The organism is Streptomyces sp. NPDC019443 (genome assembly GCF_044389785.1).
GTDB lineage: Bacteria > Actinomycetota > Actinomycetes > Streptomycetales > Streptomycetaceae > Streptomyces.
This window is the reverse complement of sequence record NZ_JBIRYJ010000002.1, coordinates 100594-122230: the sequence shown is the minus strand read 5'-3', so window position 1 is coordinate 122230 and position 21637 is coordinate 100594. Positions and strand designations below refer to the sequence as shown.

The 21637-nt window shown below is 66.3% G+C and carries 21 protein-coding genes; 6 read left to right on the top strand and 15 right to left on the bottom strand.

The genetic code is table 11. The features are described from left to right. Nucleotides 1-2: 2 nt before the first annotated feature. From ACH492_RS06700 to ACH492_RS06640, 13 genes are all read right to left on the bottom strand, one after another. Nucleotides 3-587, bottom strand: a complete 585-nt coding sequence (locus ACH492_RS06700) for a hypothetical protein (protein ID WP_398983546.1) — start codon at nt 585-587, stop codon at nt 3-5. 32 nt (nt 588-619) lie between these two features. Continuing rightward, nucleotides 620-1291 carry a pilus assembly protein TadG-related protein gene (locus tag ACH492_RS06695; RefSeq protein ID WP_398983544.1) on the bottom strand — a complete coding sequence of 224 codons (672 nt, stop codon included), beginning with the start codon at nt 1289-1291 and terminating at the stop codon, nt 620-622. Next, entirely contained in the window at nt 1288-1548 is a 261-nt protein-coding gene (locus ACH492_RS06690) for a Flp family type IVb pilin (RefSeq protein WP_398983542.1), read from the bottom strand. The genes ACH492_RS06695 and ACH492_RS06690 overlap by 4 nt, the downstream gene beginning before the upstream one ends. Before the next feature lie 230 nt (nt 1549-1778). Further along, nucleotides 1779-2867 carry a response regulator gene (locus tag ACH492_RS06685; protein WP_398983540.1) on the bottom strand — a complete coding sequence of 363 codons (1089 nt, stop codon included), beginning with the start codon at nt 2865-2867 and terminating at the stop codon, nt 1779-1781. Nucleotides 2868-2903: 36 nt separating this feature from the next. Then, nucleotides 2904-4277: a sensor histidine kinase gene (locus ACH492_RS06680; protein WP_398984784.1), complete on the bottom strand. Its 1374-nt coding sequence runs from the start codon at nt 4275-4277 to the stop codon at nt 2904-2906. A 37-nt stretch (nt 4278-4314) separates the two neighbouring features. Continuing rightward, nucleotides 4315-5202: a DUF5936 domain-containing protein gene (locus ACH492_RS06675; RefSeq protein WP_307661405.1), complete on the bottom strand. Its 888-nt coding sequence runs from the start codon at nt 5200-5202 to the stop codon at nt 4315-4317. Nucleotides 5203-5212: 10 nt separating this feature from the next. Continuing rightward, complete coding sequence (locus tag ACH492_RS06670; RefSeq protein ID WP_307661406.1) at nt 5213-6151, bottom strand: type II secretion system F family protein; 939 nt, start codon at nt 6149-6151, stop codon at nt 5213-5215. Between the two features lie 10 nt (nt 6152-6161). Continuing rightward, the gene (locus tag ACH492_RS06665; protein ID WP_398983538.1) at nt 6162-7499 is read right to left on the bottom strand and encodes a CpaF family protein; all 1338 of its coding nucleotides are present in this window, start codon (nt 7497-7499) and stop codon (nt 6162-6164) included. A 35-nt stretch (nt 7500-7534) separates the two neighbouring features. Further along, nucleotides 7535-7915 (bottom strand): TadE/TadG family type IV pilus assembly protein, encoded by a 381-nt coding sequence (locus ACH492_RS06660; protein ID WP_398983536.1) that lies wholly within the window; start codon nt 7913-7915, stop codon nt 7535-7537. Between the two features lie 3 nt (nt 7916-7918). Further along, nucleotides 7919-8338 (bottom strand): TadE/TadG family type IV pilus assembly protein, encoded by a 420-nt coding sequence (locus tag ACH492_RS06655; protein WP_356226657.1) that lies wholly within the window; start codon nt 8336-8338, stop codon nt 7919-7921. Nucleotides 8339-8341: 3 nt separating this feature from the next. Further along, entirely contained in the window at nt 8342-9640 is a 1299-nt protein-coding gene (locus ACH492_RS06650) for a CpaE family protein (RefSeq protein ID WP_398983535.1), read from the bottom strand. Nucleotides 9641-9647: 7 nt separating this feature from the next. Beyond that, nucleotides 9648-10352 carry a Flp pilus assembly protein CpaB gene (gene cpaB / locus ACH492_RS06645; RefSeq protein ID WP_398983533.1) on the bottom strand — a complete coding sequence of 235 codons (705 nt, stop codon included), beginning with the start codon at nt 10350-10352 and terminating at the stop codon, nt 9648-9650. 151 nt (nt 10353-10503) lie between these two features. Then, nucleotides 10504-11364 (bottom strand): hypothetical protein, encoded by an 861-nt coding sequence (locus ACH492_RS06640; protein WP_398984782.1) that lies wholly within the window; start codon nt 11362-11364, stop codon nt 10504-10506. Nucleotides 11365-12068: 704 nt separating this feature from the next. On the opposite strand from ACH492_RS06640, the gene ACH492_RS06635 reads away from it, so the two are divergent. From ACH492_RS06635 to ACH492_RS06615, 5 genes are all read left to right on the top strand, one after another. Further along, a complete protein-coding gene (locus ACH492_RS06635) occupies nt 12069-13616 on the top strand; it encodes a Flp family type IVb pilin (RefSeq protein WP_398983532.1) in 1548 nt (515 codons plus the stop codon). A gap of 23 nt (nt 13617-13639) precedes the next feature. Continuing rightward, on the top strand, nt 13640-14212 hold the full coding sequence (locus tag ACH492_RS06630; protein WP_398983530.1) for a hypothetical protein: 573 nt from the start codon (nt 13640-13642) through the stop codon (nt 14210-14212). Nucleotides 14213-14214: 2 nt separating this feature from the next. Continuing rightward, nucleotides 14215-14646 carry a DUF3592 domain-containing protein gene (locus ACH492_RS06625; protein WP_398983528.1) on the top strand — a complete coding sequence of 144 codons (432 nt, stop codon included), beginning with the start codon at nt 14215-14217 and terminating at the stop codon, nt 14644-14646. Beyond that, complete coding sequence (locus ACH492_RS06620) at nt 14646-15104, top strand: hypothetical protein (protein WP_398983526.1); 459 nt, start codon at nt 14646-14648, stop codon at nt 15102-15104. The genes ACH492_RS06625 and ACH492_RS06620 overlap by 1 nt, the downstream gene beginning before the upstream one ends. A 170-nt stretch (nt 15105-15274) precedes the next feature. Further along, on the top strand, nt 15275-16975 hold the full coding sequence (locus ACH492_RS06615; RefSeq protein WP_398983524.1) for a chitinase: 1701 nt from the start codon (nt 15275-15277) through the stop codon (nt 16973-16975). Between the two features lie 74 nt (nt 16976-17049). Here the strand turns inward: ACH492_RS06615 and ACH492_RS06610 are convergent, their stop codons facing one another. Beyond that, entirely contained in the window at nt 17050-18375 is a 1326-nt protein-coding gene (locus ACH492_RS06610) for an Nramp family divalent metal transporter (RefSeq protein ID WP_398983522.1), read from the bottom strand. Nucleotides 18376-18690: 315 nt separating this feature from the next. Here ACH492_RS06610 and ACH492_RS06605 point away from each other — a divergent pair, with 315 nt between their 5' ends. Further along, on the top strand, nt 18691-20031 hold the full coding sequence (locus tag ACH492_RS06605; protein WP_398983520.1) for a M14 family metallopeptidase: 1341 nt from the start codon (nt 18691-18693) through the stop codon (nt 20029-20031). Nucleotides 20032-20094: 63 nt separating this feature from the next. On the opposite strand, the gene ACH492_RS06600 is transcribed toward ACH492_RS06605, so the two are convergent. Further along, on the bottom strand, nt 20095-21567 hold the full coding sequence (locus tag ACH492_RS06600; protein ID WP_398983518.1) for a GntP family permease: 1473 nt from the start codon (nt 21565-21567) through the stop codon (nt 20095-20097). Between the last annotated feature and the right edge of the window lie 70 nt (nt 21568-21637).

Below are 21637 nucleotides of genomic sequence, written 5' to 3'. Positions count from 1 at the left end.
ACTCACTTGGAAAGCTTGATCGTGCCGGGACGGAACGTCGGCAGTTGGAAGTTGACCTCGGTCGTGGTGGACGGAGGGGCAGGGAACTGAAGGAAGACGGATGTATGCGCACCGGCCGCAAGGTCGTCCAGCCCAATTGTCGTGAGTGGGCGCCCCTCAGTGTCACGCAGCACGTAGTAACGCTTCTTACCGACGGAGTCCACCAGAGTCGCCCCACCGAATGAGGTGTCGTGCTTCACGATCTCGGTCTCATCCCCTCGCATCGCAGGTGGGAGTACAACCAAGTCATCAGAGGTGTTCTTCAGTACTCCGGTCACCGTAAGGAAGCCACCGGAGTCCCGCTTTGCGGAATTGAGGGTGAGTTCAAGCCCCTCCTGGCCTTTGAGCACAGCCAGAGTTTCGGATGGCTCTTCGGACTTCTTGTCCTTGTTGGATCCGTTGCCCTTGGAGGCCGAAGAGGCAGTCCCATTGGCCTCATTTTTCGGCTCGTCGTCTCCACCGCAGCCGGCCACAGCAAGGGCCAAGCCGACCGCGATCGCGGCTGCGGCCATCCCCCTACGGGCCTTCGTCGTGTACCGAATGCTCATGAAGTGTGCTTCCTTTGTTCGTCGTTCGCCTGTCAGTCGGCCAGCCGGACAGTGAAGAGGTCTGCAGCGCTCGGGAGGTTGGGGTGCTTCGGATCGATGTCCCAAGGAACGCCGTCGCACGAAAGACCGAGGATCGGCTTCTCATCCTTGTCCTCGTCCGGATCCGGCTTGCCGGTCTCCCCCGGATCCGGCTCCCCGGTCTCCTCCGGCTCCGGCTCCGGCTCATCGAAGGTGCAGCGAGGCTTGATGACAGCCTTCGCCTTCGCCGTGGCGTGCTTGGTCTCCGTACCCGGGACTACGGATTCACCGACCGTGCCGCGAGTGCGCACCTTGACGGTGAAGCCTTGCTCACCCGCGCCTGGGAGGGATCTGCAGTCGAGCGGCTTCACGACCTCCGCGTCATTCCTGGCCGCGAAGTCCTCTGCCTTCCTGCAGGCCGTGTACTCGCCGAAGCGCCTGCCCTCAAGGAAGTCTTCCCACTCGGCAGGATTCAGGATGACCTCGAGCCACCCCGTGCGAAGCTGCTCCCTCGCGTCCTGAGCGGCGGCCAAGGCGGCAGCGTCCGCCGCCGTCTGAGCACCGTTACGAGTAGCGGCGGCCTGGCCTACCGCAAAGTAGGCGAACGCGAGAAAGAGCAGACCCGCCACCACCGTGATGTAGATGGGGAAGGCCTGCCCTGAATCCCTGGAGGAGCGCGAGGTCACTCCTCCTCGCCCCCGCCTCCGCCCGTGAGCTCGCCGATCTTCTTGGTGATTGCGCCCTTGATCTTGCCGCCGATCGACGTACCCGAGAGCGCCACCACGATCGCCACAACCACCACGATGATGCCCAGATACTCGACCGCTGTCTGACCCCGGTCCTTGTTCTCGTAGCGCTTCTGGAAGCGGGTCGCAGCGGAGTCCGTCCAGCTGTTCATGTAAACCGAGTAGGTGGCAATGCTCTTCAGCATCAGGTCGTTCATGATGGTCCCCTCCGGATTCGGCCGATCCTCGGCCTGCCGACACGCAAGTCTCTGTGGCGTCTTCCGCGGCTCCGGCTTCCTCCTGGCCGGTGCCGCTTTCGACACGAGAAACGTACGCCGGAGCAACCGGCCCACCACAGGGTCCCAGGGCCCATTCCAGGGCCCAAAACGAGGATTGGGCCTTTCCCCTTCCGGCGTGGGTCTTTCGCCCCATGCCCCGCTCCCCCCGCTCAGTCATCACCGCCGAGCCCCTTCCCGTTTCCCCCGTTGCCCGTGCCACGGACCGTGCCGAGCCACACCGCCACCGCTTCGCTGCGACTCGTACTGTGCAGCTTCGCGAAGATACGATTGATGTGGTTCTTGACGGTCTTCTCACTGATGAAGCAGGTGGCGGCGATCTGCTGATTGCTCATACCCGACGCGATCAGGTCCATCACCTCCGCCTCCCTCGAACTGAGCCCGAACTCCGCCCTGTTGCGAAGCTGCCCGGACCACCCTGCCACATCTCGTTGCTTTTGCGAAGAGGACTGGCCAGGATTTGGTGGACCTGACACATCGGGTACAGCCTGCTGAGGCGATCCAGGGAGCCAGGACTGTGACGGTTGGGGCGGTACGCCATGCGCAGGAGGAACCTGTTGGTACGGAGCGGCCGGCGCCTGGTCGCCTCCTGAATGCGGCAGCGTTGAGGCATAGGACTGCCCCAGGCCTTCCGGGAGCGACTGCCGCTGCAATCCGTCCCGCACCTGGGCGAGGAGCGCGCTCGCGGCCGTCGCGGTGAAAGGGGCGCGACCCTCCTTGATGTCCCGTATCGCGCCCACGAGTTGCTCCGCTGTGAACTCCCCATGCACCAGGTACCCGCCCGCACCGAGACGCAGTGCCTCGCGGACGATCTCGCTCTCCCGGCTGTAGGTCAGCATCACCACCGGCGCGACCTGAACCAGGTACGGCAGTACGGAAATGCCGTCCACCCCGGGCATTCGGACATCGAGCAGAACAACATCCGGCTGGTGGTGCTGTGCCATCTCGTAGGCCTGGCGGCCGTCGGCGGCCTCGGCGACGACCTCGATGTCGGCGCGGTCTGTGAGCAGAACGGAGAGTCCCGCCCGTACCACCGGATTGTCGTCGGCAACCACGACTCTGAGGGCAGCCGTGGTGAAGGGGGCCCGGGAAGGATCGGGGAACGCAGCGGCCGGCGGGGGAAGGGGAACCTGCGCAGGGGTGTGCTCGGAGCGGAGCGGAGCGGTGTGTGAGGACGTGTGCTGAGACACGTGCGGCGACACCGAGTGCTGCCCCGAGGTGCGGGACGATTCATCCGGCATGGTGCGGCCTCCTCTCGGAAGGCGTGGGGGACGAGGTCAGTGCGTAAGCGGTAGTGGTGGTGGTGCACCGGGCGCCGGCAGTGCCGTGACCGGGAAATCGAGGCGGACTTCGGTGCCGGAGGTGGCACGGCCCTTCCCGATGCGGATACGGGCACCGATGCCGGCCGCCCGCTCGACCATGCCGACGAGCCCGAAATGACCAGACCGGCGCAGTTCATCGAGGGTGGTACCCGGCGGCAGACCGCGCCCGTCGTCCTGCACGCTGACCCGCAGCAGGCCCGCCACGATGCCGGTCTCGACGGTCACATGCGCAGCGTGGGCGTGGCGGTGGGTGTTCTCCAGGGCTTCCGAGGCCACTGTCAGCAATTGCCGGGCCACCGCATGGGGAATGGCCGGGACAACCTGGGAGCCGATCGCCCGGAAGTCGGCGGAGATCCCCGTCCGGCGGGCGAAGTCGGAGACTCGGGCGGACAGTTCGTCGACGAGCAGCACGCCCGTCGTGTCGAAATCGCCCTCACGACGCAGATCCGCGAGCAGCTCCCGCGACTCGGACGCGGCGCGGCGGGCAGAGCGGGCGACAATCTCGGCTTGGTGCTTCACCGTGAGCGGATCCATCCGGTCCACGGAAGAGGCGAGTCCGTCGGCGGCGAGGGCCAGGCCGTGCAGGGTCTTGGCGACCGAGTCGTGCATCTCGCGTGCCAGCCGGGTCCGTTCACCGTCGACTGCTTCGGTGACGGCCAGCCGCGCCCGTACTTCGGTGAGGGCTTGTGTGGCAGTCCCGAAGCGCAGGAGCAGATTGCGCAGGGTCACACCCGCCGCGCCGGCCACGATGCAGAGCCCGGGCAGCATGGTGGATTGGGCGAGGCTCGCGTCGAGGCGGGGGTCGGCGGCGTACGCCGCGAAGAGGATCAAGGACTGCATCACCGCGAAGAACGCCGCACCCCGCCAGCTGTAGACAATTCCGGCGAGGAGCGGGGTGCAGACGCCGACGTAGGCGAGTGTGCTCTGCGGGCCGGCCGCCACCAGCAGCAGCGATCCGAAAAGGGTGTCCGCGGCGAGTAGCACCGGATACTTCAGCAGCAGCGGGCCGAAGCGCTCCCAGTCCCGGAACAGAACGTAGGAGCCCATGAAGGTGACCAGCACCGCGGCGCCGACCAGTTGACTGGCGAGTCCGGGGGCGGCATTCACCAGGGCCGTCGGCGCAGACAGCGCGATCATCGCGAGGCGGAACCCGAAGACCTGACGGCACATGGCCTGGAGTGCGCTGATCTGAATGTTGAGCGCAGGTGCAGGCATGGCCGGCTGCGCAGTGTCGCCGGTGCCCAAGTCCCGAGAGCGGACGGGCCACGAGCGGGCAGCAGCGGCTGAAATGCCGTCCTGAGACACGCCGTTCGCGGAGTTGCGTCGCATCCGCAGCGACCGGGGCACGCGTAACGTCACGACCTGCTCACTCCCCCGTAATGGCACCGAAGTTGGTGCCGCTGCCGAGGAAGAGGCCGGCGCCCAGCAGGATCATGGTCGCCGGGACCATCAGCGAGGTGATCACCATGGTGGCCTTCGGCACCGCCTTCGCAGCCTTGCGGCGGGCGTTCTGCGCATCTGTCCTGCGCATGTCATTGGCGATCTGGATCAGAGTGTCGACGATCGGGGCACCGAGCTCCTCGCCCTGCTGAAGGGCGGTGACGAACTGGGCGACCTGCTCCGAGTCATTGCGCTTGCGCAGCTCCTCGAAGGCCTGACGACGGCTGACACCCATGTCCATCTGCCGCAGGGTGATGCGGAGTTCGTCGGACCATGGGCCTTCGTACTTTTCCGCCACGCGGTCGAGTGCCTGCCGGAACCCGAGACCGGCGCTGACGACGACGGCAAGCACATCGAGGAAGTCGGGCAGGGTGCGTTCGATCTGGTCCTTGCGGACCCTGATTGCGGACCAGATACCGACTTCGGTCCAGAAGGCGCCGAAGGCGAAGAGCAGCAGGGCAACGAACACGCTGCCCTTCGACAGCATGACCAGACCACCGAGGCCGCCGAGGAATCCGTAGACCGCGCGACGGGCACCGTACCGGTCGATCGTGAGACCGCCGGGGTTACCGGCGAGGTCGATCTTTCGCCGGACGATGCTGACTCGCTTGGGTCCCATCATGCGCAGCACCGCTGGGGAGTAGCGCATGCCGAGCCGGTCCACGGCCGAGTCCATGGCACCGGTGCGGGTCGAGCCCACTTCCAGGGCAACGGCAAGGTCGCCAGGGAGTTTGGTCTCGGCCCGGTACATCCGGATGCTGTAGAACACTCCGGCCACAGAGAGTCCGAATATCAGTGCAAGCAGCAGGTCCATGGTCCCCCTGTCAGACGTCGATCTTGGAAAAGCGGCGAATGATGGCGAAGCCCACTGCGTAGAGAGCGAACGCAACGATGACGCAAATCTGGCCGATGCCTGATCCCGTCATCTTGTCGAGCGCACCCGGTTGCATGTTGTCGATGAGGAGCAGTGAGCCCACGCCGATCACAGGGACGGCGTAGGCGGTCATGCTCACCTGCGACAGTTGAGTACGGACTTCCCGACGGGTTTCCTTGCGCTCCTCCAGCGTCTCGGTGAGGTTGCGCAGTGAGCCGACGACCGTACCTCCCGCCTTGTTGGAGAGCACAAGAGTGGTGACCAGAACCACGAGTTCGCGTGAGGGCAGCCGGTCGGCGAGTTCACCCAGCGCGTCGTCGATGGAGTGACCGACCGCCAGCTGGTTGGCCACCTTCTCCAGTTCTTCGCCGGCCGGAGCCTCGAGTTCGTCCGCCGCCATACTGAGCGCCATCCGCAGCGCGAGGCCGGCCTGGGTGGCGTTGGCGAGGATGCGTGACAGGTCGGGCAGTTGGTTGATGAACTTCTCAATACGCTTCTGCCGCTGCCAGTTGAGGAAAGCGACCGCGACGTAAATACCGAGGAGTCCGCAGATCGGACCGAAGAACGAGGCGAGCATGGCCTGGCCGATCAACCACAGACCCACCACCGTCGCCGTCATGTAGATGAAGAATTCGCCCGGTGTGATGTCGAGGCCGGTGACGCCGATACGCAGTTCGAGCTTCTTGCCGAGCTTGGTACGCCGAACCCTCCGGTCCACACCGCGGAATCGTCGTCGGCGACCGACCACGGGTATCTGCCCGGTCTGGGAGAGGCGTTCGACAAGAGCAGCTTGCTGATCCTTGCCGGAAGAGTAGGCATGCACACCCATGACGCCGAGCGTGCAGCAGATCAGCGTGACACCGATCGTCAGCAGAGCGAGATTGTTCATGTCCGGCTACCTACTTGGCCTCTCGGGTGGCGAGCTGTTCGTCGGACGAGGCCACACCGAAGGCCTGGGGTATCGGCTGGCCCGCCATGTACATGCGTTCGGCAACGCGTCGTGGGAGCGGGTAGTACTCGAACTTGCCGTAGACCCTTCCGTCTGCGGCCAAGGGCTGGGCGGCGAACCGGCAGACGGTGGCGATCTTGAACTGCTCACGTCCGTTCGAGGCCAGAATGGCGATCTCGGTGATCTTTCGGGAGCCATCGGCGTTACGGGTCAGCTGGACAATGACATCAAGAGCACTGTTGATCTGGTCCTGGAGCGCCTCGAAGGGAACCTTCACTTCGGACATGGACGCCAGCGTCTGCAGGCGCATCAGCGCGTCCTCGGCCGTGTTGGCGTGGACGGTCGCAAGCGAGCCGTCGTGACCGGTGGACATCGCCTGGAGCATGTCGAGGGTCTCGCCGCCGCGGACCTCACCGACGATGATGCGGTCGGGCCGCATACGCAGTGAGTTGCGGACCAGGTCGCGGATGGTGACCTGCCCCTTGCCCTCGACGTTCGGGGGGCGGGTCTCCAGCCGGATGACATGGGATTGCTGGAGCTGGAGCTCCGCGGAGTCCTCGATCGTGATGACCCGCTCACCCTCGGGGATCAGCCCTGAGAGCGCATTGAGCAGAGTGGTCTTGCCCGTACCGGTCGCACCCGAGACGATCACATTGAACTTGGCCTGCACGAGGCTGGAGAGCAGGAGCAGCATGGGCTCGTCCAGCGAGCCGAGGCCGATCAACTCGCGCAGAGTGTAGGCCCGGGGGAAGCGCCGAATGGTGAGCGTCGCGCCTGTCAGCGACAGCGGCGGGATGATGACGTTCACACGCTCGCCGGACGGCAGACGGGCGTCGACCATCGGATTCGACTCGTCCACGCGCCTGTTGACGGTTGACACGATGCGCTCGATCGTCTGCATCAGCTGCTCGTTGGAGGCGAAGCGAAGCGGGAGCTGTTCAACCCGGCCGGCCCGCTCGACGAAGATCTGATCGGGACCGTTGACCATGATCTCGGTGATGGAGGCGTCTTCGAGGAGAGGTTCGAGGACCCCGAGCCCGAGGGCTTCGTCGACGACCCGGCGGATCAGCTGGGCACGCTCCACCGTGGAGAGGACCGGGCCCTCCCGGCTGATGATGTGCCCGAGCACGCGCTCCAGCCTGGCCCGGCGCTCGGTGGCGGCGAGCGCGGACATCTCGGCGAGGTCGATCTCCTCGAGCAGCTTGGAGCGGTACGTGGCGACCAAATGGCCGTCCTCCCGCCCCCCGCCGTTCTCCTCAGGGGCGCTGATGCGTGCCCGCAGGCTCATGGATCCGTGCTCCTCAGTTTCGTACTTCGGGTGCTTCAGCCGACGGGCATGGTGGCGGACTTCACCACGTCACCGAAGTCCCAGCCGGGGACGACCGACGGGATGTGCACTCTCACCGTCACCTCGGCCTCGTCACCGTTCCGGGCGGGGTCGATGTGGGTGCGTCGGTCATTGGCCAGCCAGTCACTCATGGCCGCTCTGCCCGCCTGCCGCGAAGTCGAGCGGGCATTGTCGTCCGCCGCGGCACGCGCGGCCGCGCGTGCCGCGGTACCGGCCTGCTGTGCCGTGTACGCCGCCAGGCCCAACTGGACGCCCGCGACCGCCAACAACAGCAGGATGGGGAGGAACCCAAGGTATTCGATCGCGACCTGGCCGCGGTCCTTGCCGCGCTTCCTTGCCTCTGTTCCCCCGGACATGTGTCAGTACCTCTCTTCCAGAACGGCACCTGCGTCGGCCACCACCGGGAACGGGAAGTCGATGCTTCCGGGGAACAGCACCGGGACCTGAAGCGTCACCTTGGCCGTCACCATGCCCTCCTCCGCATGCGTGTCACAGTCGGCCACGTCACCTGTCATCCAGGCACCGTCGAGCCTGGCGCGCGCGGCTCTTTCGCACTCCGCCTGGCGATACTCGAGTTGAGTCACGGCCGCCGTCCGAGCGGCCTCGTCCGCGGCGTTCCCGGCGAGCGTGTAGGTATAGCCGACCAGAACGAACTGCCACAGCAGAACCAAGGTCAACAGGATGACCGGCACCATGCCCAGAAACTCGATGGACACCTGACCGCGATCCTGTCCGCAGCCCGTTCGTGTGTTGCCCGTTCGTGCTTCCGGACGCAGCATTGTTCAGCCCTCCCCCTCGCCCCTTCGTGACGTGTTGTGCGCGTTTTCGGCGCCTAGCGTCCCGCGACGGCGGCGCGGACCCACGGATCCGCGATCGTTGCGGAACTTACCGGCTTTCTCGGCCCCCTCGGGGGCCTTCACGATTCCCAGCTCTCCCGCCAGCCCCCACAGAGCCTGCTTGACGACACTCTTGCTCTCCAGGTCCTGCATGCGGCCGGCGTCCACCACGGCCTGCAACTCCTTGAAGTTCGCAGGCACCGCGACGTGCGCCACGCGAGTTCCGGTGATGCGCTCAATCAACGGGGGCTGGATCTCGGTGCTCCGGGAGTAGCGGTTGACCACGGTCGTGGTCTCCTCCGCCTTGCGGATCTGCAGCCGCTCCCACAGCCGCACGGTGCGCTTGGCGGCACGCACCGCCACCACGTCCGGGGTGGTGATCAGCAGCGCCACGTCCGCCATCTCGATGGCTGCGGCGTTGGCACCGTTCATCTGGGTGCCGCAGTCGACGACGACTACCTCGTAACGATTGCGCAGGGCACTGACGATCTGTCGCGCTGCCCTGTCACTGACCTCTTCGCCGCGCTCGCCCTCGCCAGGGGCGAGCAGCAGGGCCAGACCGGTCTGGTGGCTGAAGACGGCGTCCTGCAGCACGCGGGGCGAGATGTCGGTGATCGCGGCCAGGTCGGCGATCGACCTGCGGAACTGGACGTCGAGGTAGGACGCGATGTCCCCTGTCTGCAGATCCATGTCGACAAGCGCGGCACTCTTGCCTGAGGCCTGTGCCGCGAGCGCCAGTTGGACAGCCGTGACCGTTGTGCCGACACCGCCCTTCGCGCCGGTGACCGCGACCACGGTGCCACCGGGGCCGGTGAAGACGTCCCCGCTCGCTCCCAGGTGGCGCCGCACTCCGATCGACCACTGGGCCGCTGCCTGGACCCGGGCCGTCAGTTCCTCGTACGACAGCGGCAGCCCTATCAGGCCTCGCGCGCCGGAGTCCATCGCCGCCGAGAACAGTCCAGGACTGGCGTCCGCGGTGATCAGTACGACGCCGACCGCGGGAAAGCGGAGGGCGACCTCCCGGATCAACTCCAGCGCCGGCACCGGCCCGATCCGCTCATGCACCAGTACAACCTCGGGCAGCTCGTCGAGTGACTCCCCCGCCAGGCGGGCGAGGGTGTCGAGCAGCGAGGTCGAGTCACCTACCGGTGCAGCGGGTTCCGCATCGGGGAGCTGGCTGAGCAGCGTCGTGATGGACCGGGCGGCGTCTGCGTCGTTGACGACCGGGAGGATTCTGGTGGTCATCCAAGCCTCACTTGTCCCCGTCGAGGGTGTAGTTGCGCTCGCCCGGACGGATCGTGGTGTCGCTGCCCGGCGCGATGAGAGCGAGGCGTACGTGGTCGGCGAATGACTCCGCGTATGCCACGCGTTGTGCGTCCTTGGTACTCAACGCGAACGTGATCGGCACGGCCTCGGAGGCCTGACGCTGGTCGTCGTTCTTGGGCTCAAGAGCCGTCAGCCGGCCGACGTCTATGACGTGGGCGTTTGCCACGATGATCTTCGACATGGCCGGCTCGCCCTCCTTCGCCCCCGCGAAGGTGGCAAAGATGTTCACCGCGGCACCCGGGGTGATCTTGCCCGCAACGCCAGTCGCAGCGTCGATCATGATGGCGATCTCCTGCTCACCGGGCTGGAGAGCAGGGCGCTTCACAATCATGTCGGTCTGCAGCAGGGAGCCTTTGCGGAGCTGGGTGACCGCGATCTTCCCGTTCACCTCGGCGAGATCGGTCACTGCGTTGTCCGAAAGCCAGCGCTTCGGCATCGAGATCTTCTCGAACTGCCCGGAGTTCAGCTGCGTATAGGGAGCAACATCGGACTTCACCCGGTACGCCGATGCCTCGGGCCCCACCTTCGAGTTCACATCACTGATCACCGAGAGCACGCCGGCGAATGCACCGAAAGCGCAGAGGACCGACAGGAGCAGGAGTATGACGCCGCGGCGCTGGCGGGAATTCATGGAACGAACAACCTCGTTAGGGACGTAGACGAATCGGGCATGGTACGACTCAGTCGTGCGCGCTTGGTGCTGTCGTGGTCTGCGGTAGCCGGTCCGTTGCGGGTGTTGCGAGTCGAGCGGTTCTCGCGTCCGTTGTGGATCTGGTGGACTCCTACGCCCCCCGATGCAGGGGCGCCCCTTGGTTCAGGACACCTGGCGCGTCGGTTTGGTTCTCGTGAGAGGGCAGTGGGGCAGTGCAGAAGCCGCAGCGGTCACCAATGAGCTCCATTCCGCACCAGTGGCACTCCTCCCTCCGCACAGACGACACCAACTGATAGAGCACGGAGATGTCCGGCAGATAAGCGGCGAACTCGATCAGCTTGCTGGTCCCCCACCAGCGCGGGGAGTCGGAGGGGAGGGCGGCCTCCTGTACGCCTTGCACCTGCCAGGCAGGCGCAAGGCTCGCAATTGGCCAGTCGGACTGCAACTGGCCCTTGGCCACCAGTAGTTGGGTCCCGAACTCCGGTCCGGCCAGGGAGCCCGTTCCGATTTTGATCAGCTGCGGGTTCGGGTTGGCCAGTACGCCGAACTGGGTTCCCGGCACCCAGGACTTGGCGTGCGACTTGAGGCTGACCGGGACCCGGTCGAGCTTGGCGACCGAGTTGAGCAGCGCGCCTGCGTGGATGTAGTGGGACAGCAGCCGCGCGGCGGATGCGATCACTCCCGGACTGAAGTCGCAGATGGAGAGCTGGCGCAGTTGACGGACCAGTACGGCGACGGCGAGCGGCGGCAGGTCCAGCTTGAGGAGGGCGATGCGGTCGCTCTCCATCACGGAGCGGATGGTGTGCAGACGCTGCTGGAGGGCGATCGGAACCGAGGACGGATAGACCGCGATGACGTATCCGTGCTGGTCCAGCAGGACCCGCATGTCCATGAGCGCGGATTCCAGCGGCTGCGCCTCTGGTGCCTGTAACACAGCTGCCGTGGGCGTTTGTTGATCAGTCGGTGGCAGCACGAGATCAGCGCTGGTCACCGCAATCGCTGTCGGCACGTCGAGTTCCCCGTTCACTCCGGCTGCCGTGGTCTCGCAGTACGTCAGATCATCACTGCTCTGCGGTACTGCACCAGCACTTTATCCACCCCTTATGGCGCGAGAGAACACTCTTCCCGCCCCCCAGGGCGGCCAACAAGCGCCCTTAGCGGCCAAACCCGGACAAGTGGCTCGTGAAGGTCCTGTGGCGCAGGCCTCCGTGACCGCTGAGGAAATTGAATGCTCGACAAACTCGGGAGGAAGCGGTCCGACGCACCGATGGGTAACTTACCTGTAACTGAGGCGAATTCGCAGTTCTCGCTCCTGGCGCTCCTGCCGGCAGATCAAATGGATCACTGAAGCGCGACTGTTCGAACTTGTTCCGGAAGTCGTCGGCTTCCTTCTGGTAATACCCCGACGAGTGGACCCACGTCTTCGAGTTCACCGACACCGACGGATGCCAGCAGCGTCGGCAAGCCTCCACGCGGCGATCGGCTGGGCCGTCGAGTCCGTCGTCATCACCGGCTGACACCCGCGCCCTGGGCCCGCCGGGGCCTGTTCGCAGGCATTCGCCTGGGACCGGAATTGGGTCCCGGGGCCCACGCCGGGGCTCCCCCTGTCTCCTTATGCTGCTCGCGGCCGGTGGCCAATCGTGCAGCTTCGTGCCGGAGAGGCACGGGAACCAACCCAGGGCAGAGGGGCGTCGCATGTTTGGGAAGGGTGGCATACCGCTGTTATTCAGGCGGAATGACCGGGGCGCGACCGCAACCGAGTATCTGGGCTCGATCGTCGTCGTCACCGCGATCGTTGCTGCCCTGGGAGGGACCGGCGTCGGGCAACAACTCGCCGGCGGGATCAGTGCTCAGATCTGCCGGCTGACGGGCGGCAGCAACTGTGACAGCGGCAAGCCGGGGTCCGGGGACCTGGCCACCGATGCCGACTACGAGCCGCCGCTTTGCCAGATCTCCTCGATCACCGACAAGGCCGGCGCCAAGGCGAAGATCCTCTTCATCGAGTGGGGCCAGGAGTACGGGTTCCAAGAGCAGAGGTTCAAGGCCAACACGGATGTCAACAAGGACGGCAAGGTCGACGACAAGGACGAGCTCGTCTATGTGACCTTCACCGACGCCGCTTCCATCGCCGCCAAGAAGGACTGGAAGCCCGGAGCCAAGGTCGGCAAGTTCGGTGCCGACAAGGTCGAGCTCGGAGTGGGAATCAAGGTGACCAACGGTGACACCTGGGTGTTCGAGAGCGACGACGAGGCCAAGCGGTTCCGCGACGACATCGAGAAGCTCAAGATGTACGACATGCGCCGCAAGTCCCCGGGCGGGGCAGAGGCGAGTGTCGGCGACAGCGTGCTGTACCTGTTCGGTAAGGGCCCGCTCAAGGACGAGGAGGAGACGTACGACCGCGTCAAGAAGGGCCTCGGCGGGGACCGGCAGATCACCTACGGGAAGCTGGGCCTGGAGGCCTCGGCCGCGGGCGGACTGAAACTCTCGGCCGGGGACGAGAAGAAGCTGAGCGCCACGCTCGGTGGCAACTTCAAGTTCACTCCCGATGTGACCTGGACCGACAACAAGTACAAGGGCACCGAGTCGTACACATACTCCTCGTCCATCGAGTACGGCACCAAGGTCGGCTACGAGGCGGGCCCGATCAGCGGCGAGTCCTCTGCGTCCACCACCCAGACCGGCACCATCACCGTCACCCACGACAAGAAGACCGGCAAGCTGATCCGGATCGACATGACGCGCACGGTTGAGAAGGGTGCGACCAAGGACGGTGTCAAGGTCGGCGGCGACAACGGCAAGAAGGACGACGACAAGCGCGGGGGCAGCGGCGGCGTCAAGGGCACCGACGACGAAACGGGCATCGAAGTCGTGACCAACTCGGTCACCTTCGATCCCGGCGCCAAGGGCGACGCCGACCGCGCTGTCGGGGAGAAGTGGCTGGACGGCTACGGCGACAATGCCGCCCCGTTCACCTACATGTTCGACGACCACGCGCCGACCACGCGCCCGGGCGCCGACGACCCGTTCGGTCAGCTCCTCTTCGACAAGGGCAAGTCCAGCAAGACGGTCTACACGGGGCAGACCGACGCGGCGGAGTACGGATTCGAGCTGAACCTGGGGCTCAGCCTCGGCTTCTCGGTGAGCACCGAGAAGAAGGAGGAGATGCTCAACGACGCTCAGTTCCTGGGTGCCCCCAGGAACGATCAGCGTTCCTATGTTCCGTACAGCTACTGTGCGAAGTAACCCGGCGACAGGAGTATGCACAGATGATGACGACCACTGTCAGGCGCGCCGCCGCTGCGCTGGGCGCGGGGATCTTCGCGAGCGCGATCCTCACGGGCTGCGGTGGTGAAGACTGGGCAGCGAGCACCGTTCCCGAGGGCTGGAAGACGCTGAAGACCTCGAGCGTCAGCGTTTCCTGTCCCCCAGGCTTCACCGAGCAGGGCGACGCCGAGCGCAGCAAGTTCAACGCGGCGGCGGCCACCCTCACCGAGGCCGGCAAGGCCGTCGGCGTGATCAGCGTGCAGCTCGACTTCACCAATGCGGACTCCGCGGAAGAGGCAGCCATCGGCGCCAAGGCCGGTGTCCAGCTCGGCTCCACGCTCAAGGGGCAGCAGGACGTCAAGGTCGCCGGCACCGACGATGCCAAGCGCATCGACTTCGAGTTCAGCTCGACGGGGGAAGCCAACACCCCGCCCAAGGGCACGCGGATCGGTGGCGTCATCGTGACCGGCCTGGACTCCAAGGACAAGACCTTCGCGGTCCGCATCGACGCCCAGAAAGGCAAGCTCGACGACGCCGACCTGAAGAAGATCATCGACTCGGTCGAGGTGCGCTAGGCATGCAGGTCCCCGGCGGCGAGTACCTCGTCTTCGGTCTTCTGACCGTTCTCTTCGGCAGCCTGACGGTGAAGTACGTCCGCCGACTGGCAACGCTGGCCCGGACGCTGCGCCGTGGTGCGCGGACGGCGGGCGAGTGCGTACGAGTCGAGACCGAGCCGTACAACCGCTCGGACGCCAAGCGCCACTTCTTCGTCTTCCGCACGGCCGACGGCACTGAGGTGGAGTTCGAGGACCTCGCGGGCTGGGGCATGAAGACCGGGAGTCCCGTCACGGTCACCTACGACCCGGAGAACCCCCGGAAGACCGCGACCATTGCGGGCCGTGGCAGCTGGTCGCCGGTTCTGCAGTGCACAGCGCTGGTGGCCGGGTGCGGGATGGCGACGATCGGATTCACCACGGTTCTTCTCTTCAACGTCTTTGGAGGTCAGTGATGACGCGCTACGGCTATCCGGGCGCACCCGCCGGCCGGGACGAGGGCAGTAGCGCCGGCATGTTCGCCATGATGCGGTCCTGGGCCGCCGGGATCATCGTGCTGGCCGTGACCTCGTACCTGCATGTCACTTACATCCACGGCGCCTTCGCTTCAACCGACGAGCCGGAGAGTTTTGGCGGCGAACTGCTGCTCAGTCATCTGCCGAACGCCGTGGCCATCGCGCTCGCGGTCTGGGCCGCGGCCCGAATCCACCCCAAGCCCTACCGGGATTCGCGGGCACGGCACCTCATTGCCGCCCTCCTGGTGCCGGTCACCGCCCAGCTCGTGACGTACGCCCTCGCCTTGACGACTCCCTGGATCAGCCTCACCGCCCTGGCGGTCTTCCTGTCGGTTGCCGTGCTTGCCGTCGGCTGCACGATCGGGCTCTGCGCCGACCGGCTGCAGAGCGGCAACTGACCCGCGCTACAGCGCCGTCAGCACCTTCGGGGTGCCGGCGGCGCTGTTTTGCGTATCAAGACTGCCAGAGGTCTTGACAACCCTATTGGTCTGGACCAGTTTGTACGCCCAGCGGTGGCCACCGTTCCCATTCCCCTCCACACCCCCAACTCCCCCACCGGAGGCAGCAAGTGGACCGCACCACACGCTCACGGAGATGGCTCGGCGGAGCGCTGGCGCTGGCCGTCGGGACCGGTCTCACCCTCATGGGCGCCACAGGGACCGCGCAGGCCGCCGACGTCAATGTCGCCAAGAACGCCGGCTTCGAGTCCGGACTCACCAACTGGACCTGTTCCGGGGGCAGCGGCGCCACCACCTCCTCCCCCGTGCACGGCGGCGCCTCCGCCCTCAAGGCGACCCCCGCCGGGCAGGACAACGCCAAGTGCACGCAGACCGTGGCCGTCAAGCCCAACTCGACGTACACACTCAGCGCCTGGGTGCAGGGCGGCTACACCTACCTCGGCGCGACCGGCACCGGCACCACCGACGTCTCCACCTGGACACCGGACTCCTCCGGCTGGAAGCAGCTGACCACCCGCTTCACCACCGGCGCGAGCACCACCTCCGTCACCGTGTACACGCACGGCTGGTACGGCCAGGCCGCGTACTACGCGGACGATGTCAGCGTCTTCGGTCCGGACGGTGGCGGCGGCGGTGACCCCGACCCGGTGGTGCCGCCCACGCCCGCCGGGCTGAGCACCGGGGCCGTGACCTCGTCGTCCGTGGCCCTGTCCTGGAGCCCGGTGTCGGGCGCGACGGGCTACAACCTCTACCAGAACGGCACCAAGGTGCAGTCGGTGACCGGGGCCTCGGCCACCGCGACCGGACTGAGCGCCTCCACCTCGTACCAGTTCCAGGTGACCGCGACCAACGCGGCCGGTGAGTCCGCGAAGTCCGCGGCGGTGACCGGTACCACCTCGGGCACCGGCGGCGGGGGCGGAGGGACCGTGCCCAAGCACGCGGTGACCGGCTACTGGCAGAACTTCAACAACGGCGCCACCGTCCAGAAGATCAGCGATGTGCCCGCCAACTACGACATCATCGCGGTCTCCTTCGCCGACGCGACCGGCACACCTGGCGGTGTCACCTTCAACCTCGACTCGGCCGGGCTCGGCGGCTACACCGTCGACCAGTTCAAGGCCGACATCAAGGCCAAGCAGTCCGCCGGCAAGTCCGTGATCATCTCGATCGGCGGCCAGAACGGCACCGTGACGATCAACGACTCGGCCTCCGCCACGAACTTCGCCAACTCCGTCTACTCACTGATGCAGACCTACGGCTTCGACGGCGTCGACATCGATCTGGAGAACGGCCTCAACGCCACCTATATGACGCAGGCGCTCAGGTCCCTCTCGTCGAAGGCGGGCTCGAAGCTCGTCATCACGATGGCGCCGCAGACCATCGACATGCAGTCGACGTCGAACGAGTACTTCAAGACGGCGCTCAACATCAAGGACATCCTGACCGTCGTCAACATGCAGTACTACAACAGCGGTTCGATGCTCGGCTGCGACGGCAAGGTCTACTCGCAGGGCTCGGTGGACTTCCTCACCGCGCTCGCCTGCATCCAGCTGGAGGGCGGTCTCGCGCCGTCCCAGGTCGGGCTCGGCCTGCCTGCCTCGACCAGCGGCGCGGGCAGCGGCTATGTCTCCCCCACGATCGTGAACAACGCCCTGGACTGCCTGGCCCGGGGCACGAACTGCGGATCGTTCAAGCCGTCGAAGACGTACCCGTCGCTGCGCGGTGCGATGACGTGGTCCACGAACTGGGACGCGAAGTCGGGCAACGCCTGGTCGAACGCGGTGGGACCGCACGTGCACGGCCTCCCGTAGTACGAGAGTGATTCAGCAGCGCCGCCGCTCCCCCGGCGGCGCTGCTGACCCGTTTTTCCACAGTGCCGGGTGGATCAGAAGAACTGGGCCCACGGCTGGTCGGCGATCTGCTTCACACACAGCACCAGGAACAGCAGGCCCGCGATGACCAGCATCGCGTTGCTCAGCATGCCGTTGCGCCACTCCCTCGGCGTACGCCCGGAGTTGAGCAGCCAGACCAGTGTGAGGGCGAGGAACGGCATGAAGGCGGCGCCCAGCACTCCGTAAATGATCACCAGTCGGAACGGCTGGCCCTGGAACAGCAGGATCATCGGCGGGAAGGTCAGCCACAGCAGATACGCCCTGAACGGCACCGACTTCTCACGGGCGCCCGAGGCCACTTCCTCGCCGGTGACGGCCTGTTCACCCGCGCCCGCACGGTCCTTGCGGTAGCGCTCGACGAAGTCCGCGAACATCAGGCTCACGCCGTGCCATACGCCGATCAGCGAGGTGAAGGACGTGGCGAAGAAGCCGATGAGGAACAGCTTCGCGGTCGCGTCGCCGTACTCCTTCTCCAGGATGTCGCCGAGCTGGATCAGGCCCTTGTCGCCGCTGGCGATGGCGACGCCGGCGGAGTGCAGCAGCTCGGCGCCGACGAACAGCATCGCGACGACGAAGATGCCGGTGGTGAGGTACGCGACGCGGTTGTCGAAGCGCATCACCTTCATCCATCCGGCGTTGGTCCAGCCCTTGGCGTTGACCCAATAGCCGTACGCGGCAAGGGTGATGGTGCCGCCGACGCCGCCGATCAGGCCGAGGGTGTTGAGAATCGAGTCCTTCTCGTCGGGGAGGACCGGCAGCAGTCCGGCGAAGGCGTCACCGAGGTTCGGCGTGACCCGGATCGCCAGATAGACGGTGACCACGAACATCACGCCGACCAGGACCGTCATGACCTTTTCGAAGACGTCGTACTTGTTGAACCAGACGAAGACCAGGCCGACGACGCCGGTCAGCATCGCCCACCACTTCAGGCCCATGACGTCGGGGAAGAGCGCCTGGAGGGGCAGGCCGCTGGACGACATGGCGGCGGCTCCGTACACGAAGCCCCAGACGACGACGTAGACGACGAAGAACCAGGTGCTCCAGCGGCCGAGGCTGGCCCAGCCGTCGAAGAGCGTGCGCCCGGTGGACAGATGCCAGCGGCCGGCCGCCTCGGCGAGGGAGATCTTGACGACACAGCCGATCACGGCGGCCCACAGGAGTGTGTAGCCGAAGTTGCTGCCGGCGATGAGCGTGGCGACGAGGTCACCCGCTCCGACCCCGGTCGCCGCGACGACGATTCCGGGACCGATGTACTTCCAACTCGACTTGCGCGGAAGGGAGATGGATTCGTCAGTACTGCCGTCGGTGGTGCCTGCCATGAGCTTGGCCGCCTTCCCACTCGCCCCAGGATGTGACTGGGTCACCAAAGCGGGACGGAAGAGATCGCGCAAGAGGGTCTGCGGCCCCGCGCTCTTCGGGCTTGGGCTCCGCCATATATATGCCGATATTTTCCGCGGGCGAAGGTATGGCTGAAGGTGGCCCCTTGACCGGGCCATGCCATGGCCCCACGATGTGCGCGAACAACCGAACAACCGGTCCCAACAACCGAACAGACCGAACATCAGCCCGAACACCCGCACACGACATGGCGTCGCACCTGAACAACCCCCCACACTCCCCACCCAGGAGACAGCATGCGACTTCGCATTCGCGGCAGAAAGACCGCGACCCTCGCGGCCTTGCTGGCGCTCGCAGTAGCCGCCCCCTTCACGGCCGAGGCCGCGTCCCCGGACCCGAAGGCCGCGCCCTCACCGGCCGCCCCCGCCGAGGAGCAGATCCGGCAGTACGAGATCCATGGCGCGGCCGACGCCGCGGCCCGTACCGCACTCGCCGCCACCGGTGTATCGGTGGACGAGGCGGACGCCCATTCGGCCGTCGTCAGCGCCACCGCCACCCAGGCGAAGCGGCTGCGCGCACTCGGCTACCAAATCGAGGCGCTGCCCGCGCCGCCGGCCAGGACCAACGGACGGGCCGTCGAGCCATTCGACTTCCCGTCGGCCGACGCGCGCTATCACAACTACGCCGAGATGAACGCCGAGATCAACCAGCGGATCGCCGCGCACCCGAACATCATCAGCAAGCGCGTCATCGGCAAGAGCTACCAGGGCCGGGACATCATCGCGATCAAGATCAGCGACAACGTCGCGACGGACGAGAACGAGCCCGAGGTGCTCTTCACGCACCACCAGCACGCGCGCGAGCACCTCACCGTCGAGATGGCGCTGTATCTGGTGCGCGAACTCGGCGACGACTACGGCACCGACTCGCGGGTCACCAACGCCGTGAACAACCGCGAGATCTGGATCATCCCGGACGTCAACCCGGACGGCGGCGAGTACGACATCGCCACCGGCTCCTACCGCAGCTGGCGCAAGAACCGCCAGCCCAACTCCGGCTCCTCGGCGATCGGCACGGACCCCAACCGCAACTGGAACTTCAAGTGGGGCTGCTGCAACGGCTCTTCGGGCTCCCCGAGCTCCGAGACGTTCCGCGGCGCGCGGGCCGAGTCCGCGCCCGAGGTCAAGGTGGTCGCCGACTTCACCCGCAGCCGGGTCGTCGGCGGCAAGCAGCAGATCAAGGCGGGCATCGACTTCCACACGTACAGCGAGCTGGTTCTCTGGCCGTACGGCTACACGAACGCCGACACCGCCCCCGGTCTGACCCAGGACGACCGGGACGCCTTCGCCGCGGTCGGCAAGAAGATGGCCGCGAGCAACGGCTACACCCCCGAGCAGTCGAGCGACCTCTACATCACGGACGGTTCGATCGACGACTGGCTGTGGGGCAACCAGAAGATCTTCGCGTACACCTTCGAGATGTACCCGACGGGCTTCGGCGGCGGCGGCTTCTACCCGCCCGACGAGGTGATCGAGCGCGAGACGAGCCGCAACCGGGACGCGGTTCTGCAGCTTCTGGAAAATTCAGATTGCATGTATCGGTCGATTGGCAAGGAGCAGCAGTACTGCGCGAGCTGACGGACGGAGGGCGCCCCGGGACAGTGTCGTCCCGGGGCGCCCTCTTACGTACGTGTCCCCGCGCTAGACCACCAGACTCAGCGCCGCCGCGACGGCGAAGCCCGCGACAGACAGCACCGACTCCAGGACCGTCCACGACTTCAGCGTGTCCCGCTCCGAAATCCCGAAGTATTTCGCCACGATCCAGAAGCCGCCGTCGTTGACGTGCGAGGCGAAGATCGAGCCGGCCGAGATAGCCATGATGACCAGCGCCAGGAAGGCCTGCGAGTGGTCACCGCCCTCGACCAGTGGCAGCACGATGCCGGCCGTGGTGACGATCGCGACCGTTGCCGAGCCCTGTGCCACGCGCAGCACCAGCGAGATCAGATAGGCGAGCACGATGATCGGCAGACCGATGTCGTTGAAGGTGTCGGACAGCGCCTGGGCGACGCCACTGGCCTTCAGTACGGCGCCGAAGACGCCGCCCGCGCCGACCACGAGCAGGATGTTGCCGACCGGCTTCAGCGAGGAGGTCGACACGGTCTCCAGGGACTTGCGGGACCAGCCGCGCCGGAAGCCGAGCAGGTAGTACGCCATCAGCAGCGCGATCGTCAGTGCGACGAAGGGGCTGCCGAAGAACTCGATGACCGAGCGCAGCGTGGAAGGGTCCAGCGCGATGGAGGAGAACGTCGCGGCGAGGATCAGGACGAGCGGCGTGCCGATGATGGTGAGGACCGTGCCGAGGGAGACCGGACGCTCCTGCGCGGTGCGTCCGGCGGCGGACTGCTCGGCGGCGACGGCGGCCTTCGCGTCCTCCGCGGCCTCCACCATGTCCTGCGGGACCTCGACGAACAGGCGCCTGCCGATCCAGGCGGCGTAGACCCAGGCGGCCAGGACCGCCGGGAGGCCGACGACGATGCCCATCAGGATGACCCAGCCCAGCGAGACATGGAGCAGTCCGGCGGCGGCGACCGGGCCGGGGTGCGGCGGCAGGAAGGCGTGCGTCATCGACAGACCGGCGAGCAGCGGCATCGCGTAGAGGATGATCGACTTGCCGGAGCGCTTGGCGGCGGCGTACACGATCGGCGCGAGGACGAAGATGCCTACGTCGAAGAAGACCGGGATGCCGAAGATCAGGCCGGTGAGGCCCATGGCGAGCGGGGCGCGCTTCTCGCCGAAGAGGTGGAGCAGACGGCCGCTCAACACCTCGGCGCCGCCGGACACTTCGAGTATCGCGCCGAGCATGGTGCCGAGTCCGATGATGATCGCTACGTGCCCGAGGATGCCGCCCATGCCCTGCTCGATGACCGAGACGGCGGCGGACCTCTGGACGGTGCCGAAGAGTTCGGTGACGGAGAGACCGGCGGCGAGGCCGACGGCTATGGAGACGGCGAGCAGCGCGACGAACGGCTGCAGCCTGACCTTGATGATCAGGAAGAGGAGGAGCGCGATGCCGAGGGCGGCGACGGTCAGCAGACCGGCGGTGCCGTCGATGAGCAGGAGCAGTCCGCCGGTGTGGGGCGGGGCTGGTGGTGGGGAGTCAGCGGCTATGAGCATGGCGGGGGACCTCGTTGTTCGGGGGATTTTGGGTGTGGGGGATCACGGCGCGGCGCTTCGGGGAAGCGCG

Bases quoted from the DNA above. Each gene is read 5' to 3' on its own strand.
- ACH492_RS06610 (WP_398983522.1), bottom strand. From the start codon at position 18,375: ATGGCAGGCACCACCGACGGCAGTACTGACGAATCCATCTCCCTTCCG.
- ACH492_RS06620 (WP_398983526.1), top strand. From the start codon at position 14,646: ATGACGCGCTACGGCTATCCGGGCGCACCCGCCGGCCGGGACGAGGGC.
- ACH492_RS06690 (WP_398983542.1), bottom strand. From the start codon at position 1,548: ATGAACGACCTGATGCTGAAGAGCATTGCCACCTACTCGGTTTACATG.
- ACH492_RS06630 (WP_398983530.1), top strand. From the start codon at position 13,640: ATGATGACGACCACTGTCAGGCGCGCCGCCGCTGCGCTGGGCGCGGGG.
- ACH492_RS06635 (WP_398983532.1), top strand. From the start codon at position 12,069: ATGTTTGGGAAGGGTGGCATACCGCTGTTATTCAGGCGGAATGACCGG.
- ACH492_RS06665 (WP_398983538.1), bottom strand. From the start codon at position 7,499: ATGAGCCTGCGGGCACGCATCAGCGCCCCTGAGGAGAACGGCGGGGGG.
- ACH492_RS06605 (WP_398983520.1), top strand. From the start codon at position 18,691: ATGCGACTTCGCATTCGCGGCAGAAAGACCGCGACCCTCGCGGCCTTG.
- ACH492_RS06670 (WP_307661406.1), bottom strand. From the start codon at position 6,151: ATGAACAATCTCGCTCTGCTGACGATCGGTGTCACGCTGATCTGCTGC.
- ACH492_RS06625 (WP_398983528.1), top strand. From the start codon at position 14,215: ATGCAGGTCCCCGGCGGCGAGTACCTCGTCTTCGGTCTTCTGACCGTT.
- ACH492_RS06700 (WP_398983546.1), bottom strand. From the start codon at position 587: ATGAGCATTCGGTACACGACGAAGGCCCGTAGGGGGATGGCCGCAGCC.
- ACH492_RS06655 (WP_356226657.1), bottom strand. From the start codon at position 8,338: ATGCTGCGTCCGGAAGCACGAACGGGCAACACACGAACGGGCTGCGGA.
- ACH492_RS06680 (WP_398984784.1), bottom strand. From the start codon at position 4,277: ATGCGACGCAACTCCGCGAACGGCGTGTCTCAGGACGGCATTTCAGCC.
- ACH492_RS06600 (WP_398983518.1), bottom strand. From the start codon at position 21,567: ATGCTCATAGCCGCTGACTCCCCACCACCAGCCCCGCCCCACACCGGC.
- cpaB (WP_398983533.1), bottom strand. From the start codon at position 10,352: ATGAATTCCCGCCAGCGCCGCGGCGTCATACTCCTGCTCCTGTCGGTC.
- ACH492_RS06660 (WP_398983536.1), bottom strand. From the start codon at position 7,915: ATGTCCGGGGGAACAGAGGCAAGGAAGCGCGGCAAGGACCGCGGCCAG.
- ACH492_RS06650 (WP_398983535.1), bottom strand. From the start codon at position 9,640: ATGACCACCAGAATCCTCCCGGTCGTCAACGACGCAGACGCCGCCCGG.
- ACH492_RS06685 (WP_398983540.1), bottom strand. From the start codon at position 2,867: ATGCCGGATGAATCGTCCCGCACCTCGGGGCAGCACTCGGTGTCGCCG.
- ACH492_RS06675 (WP_307661405.1), bottom strand. From the start codon at position 5,202: ATGGACCTGCTGCTTGCACTGATATTCGGACTCTCTGTGGCCGGAGTG.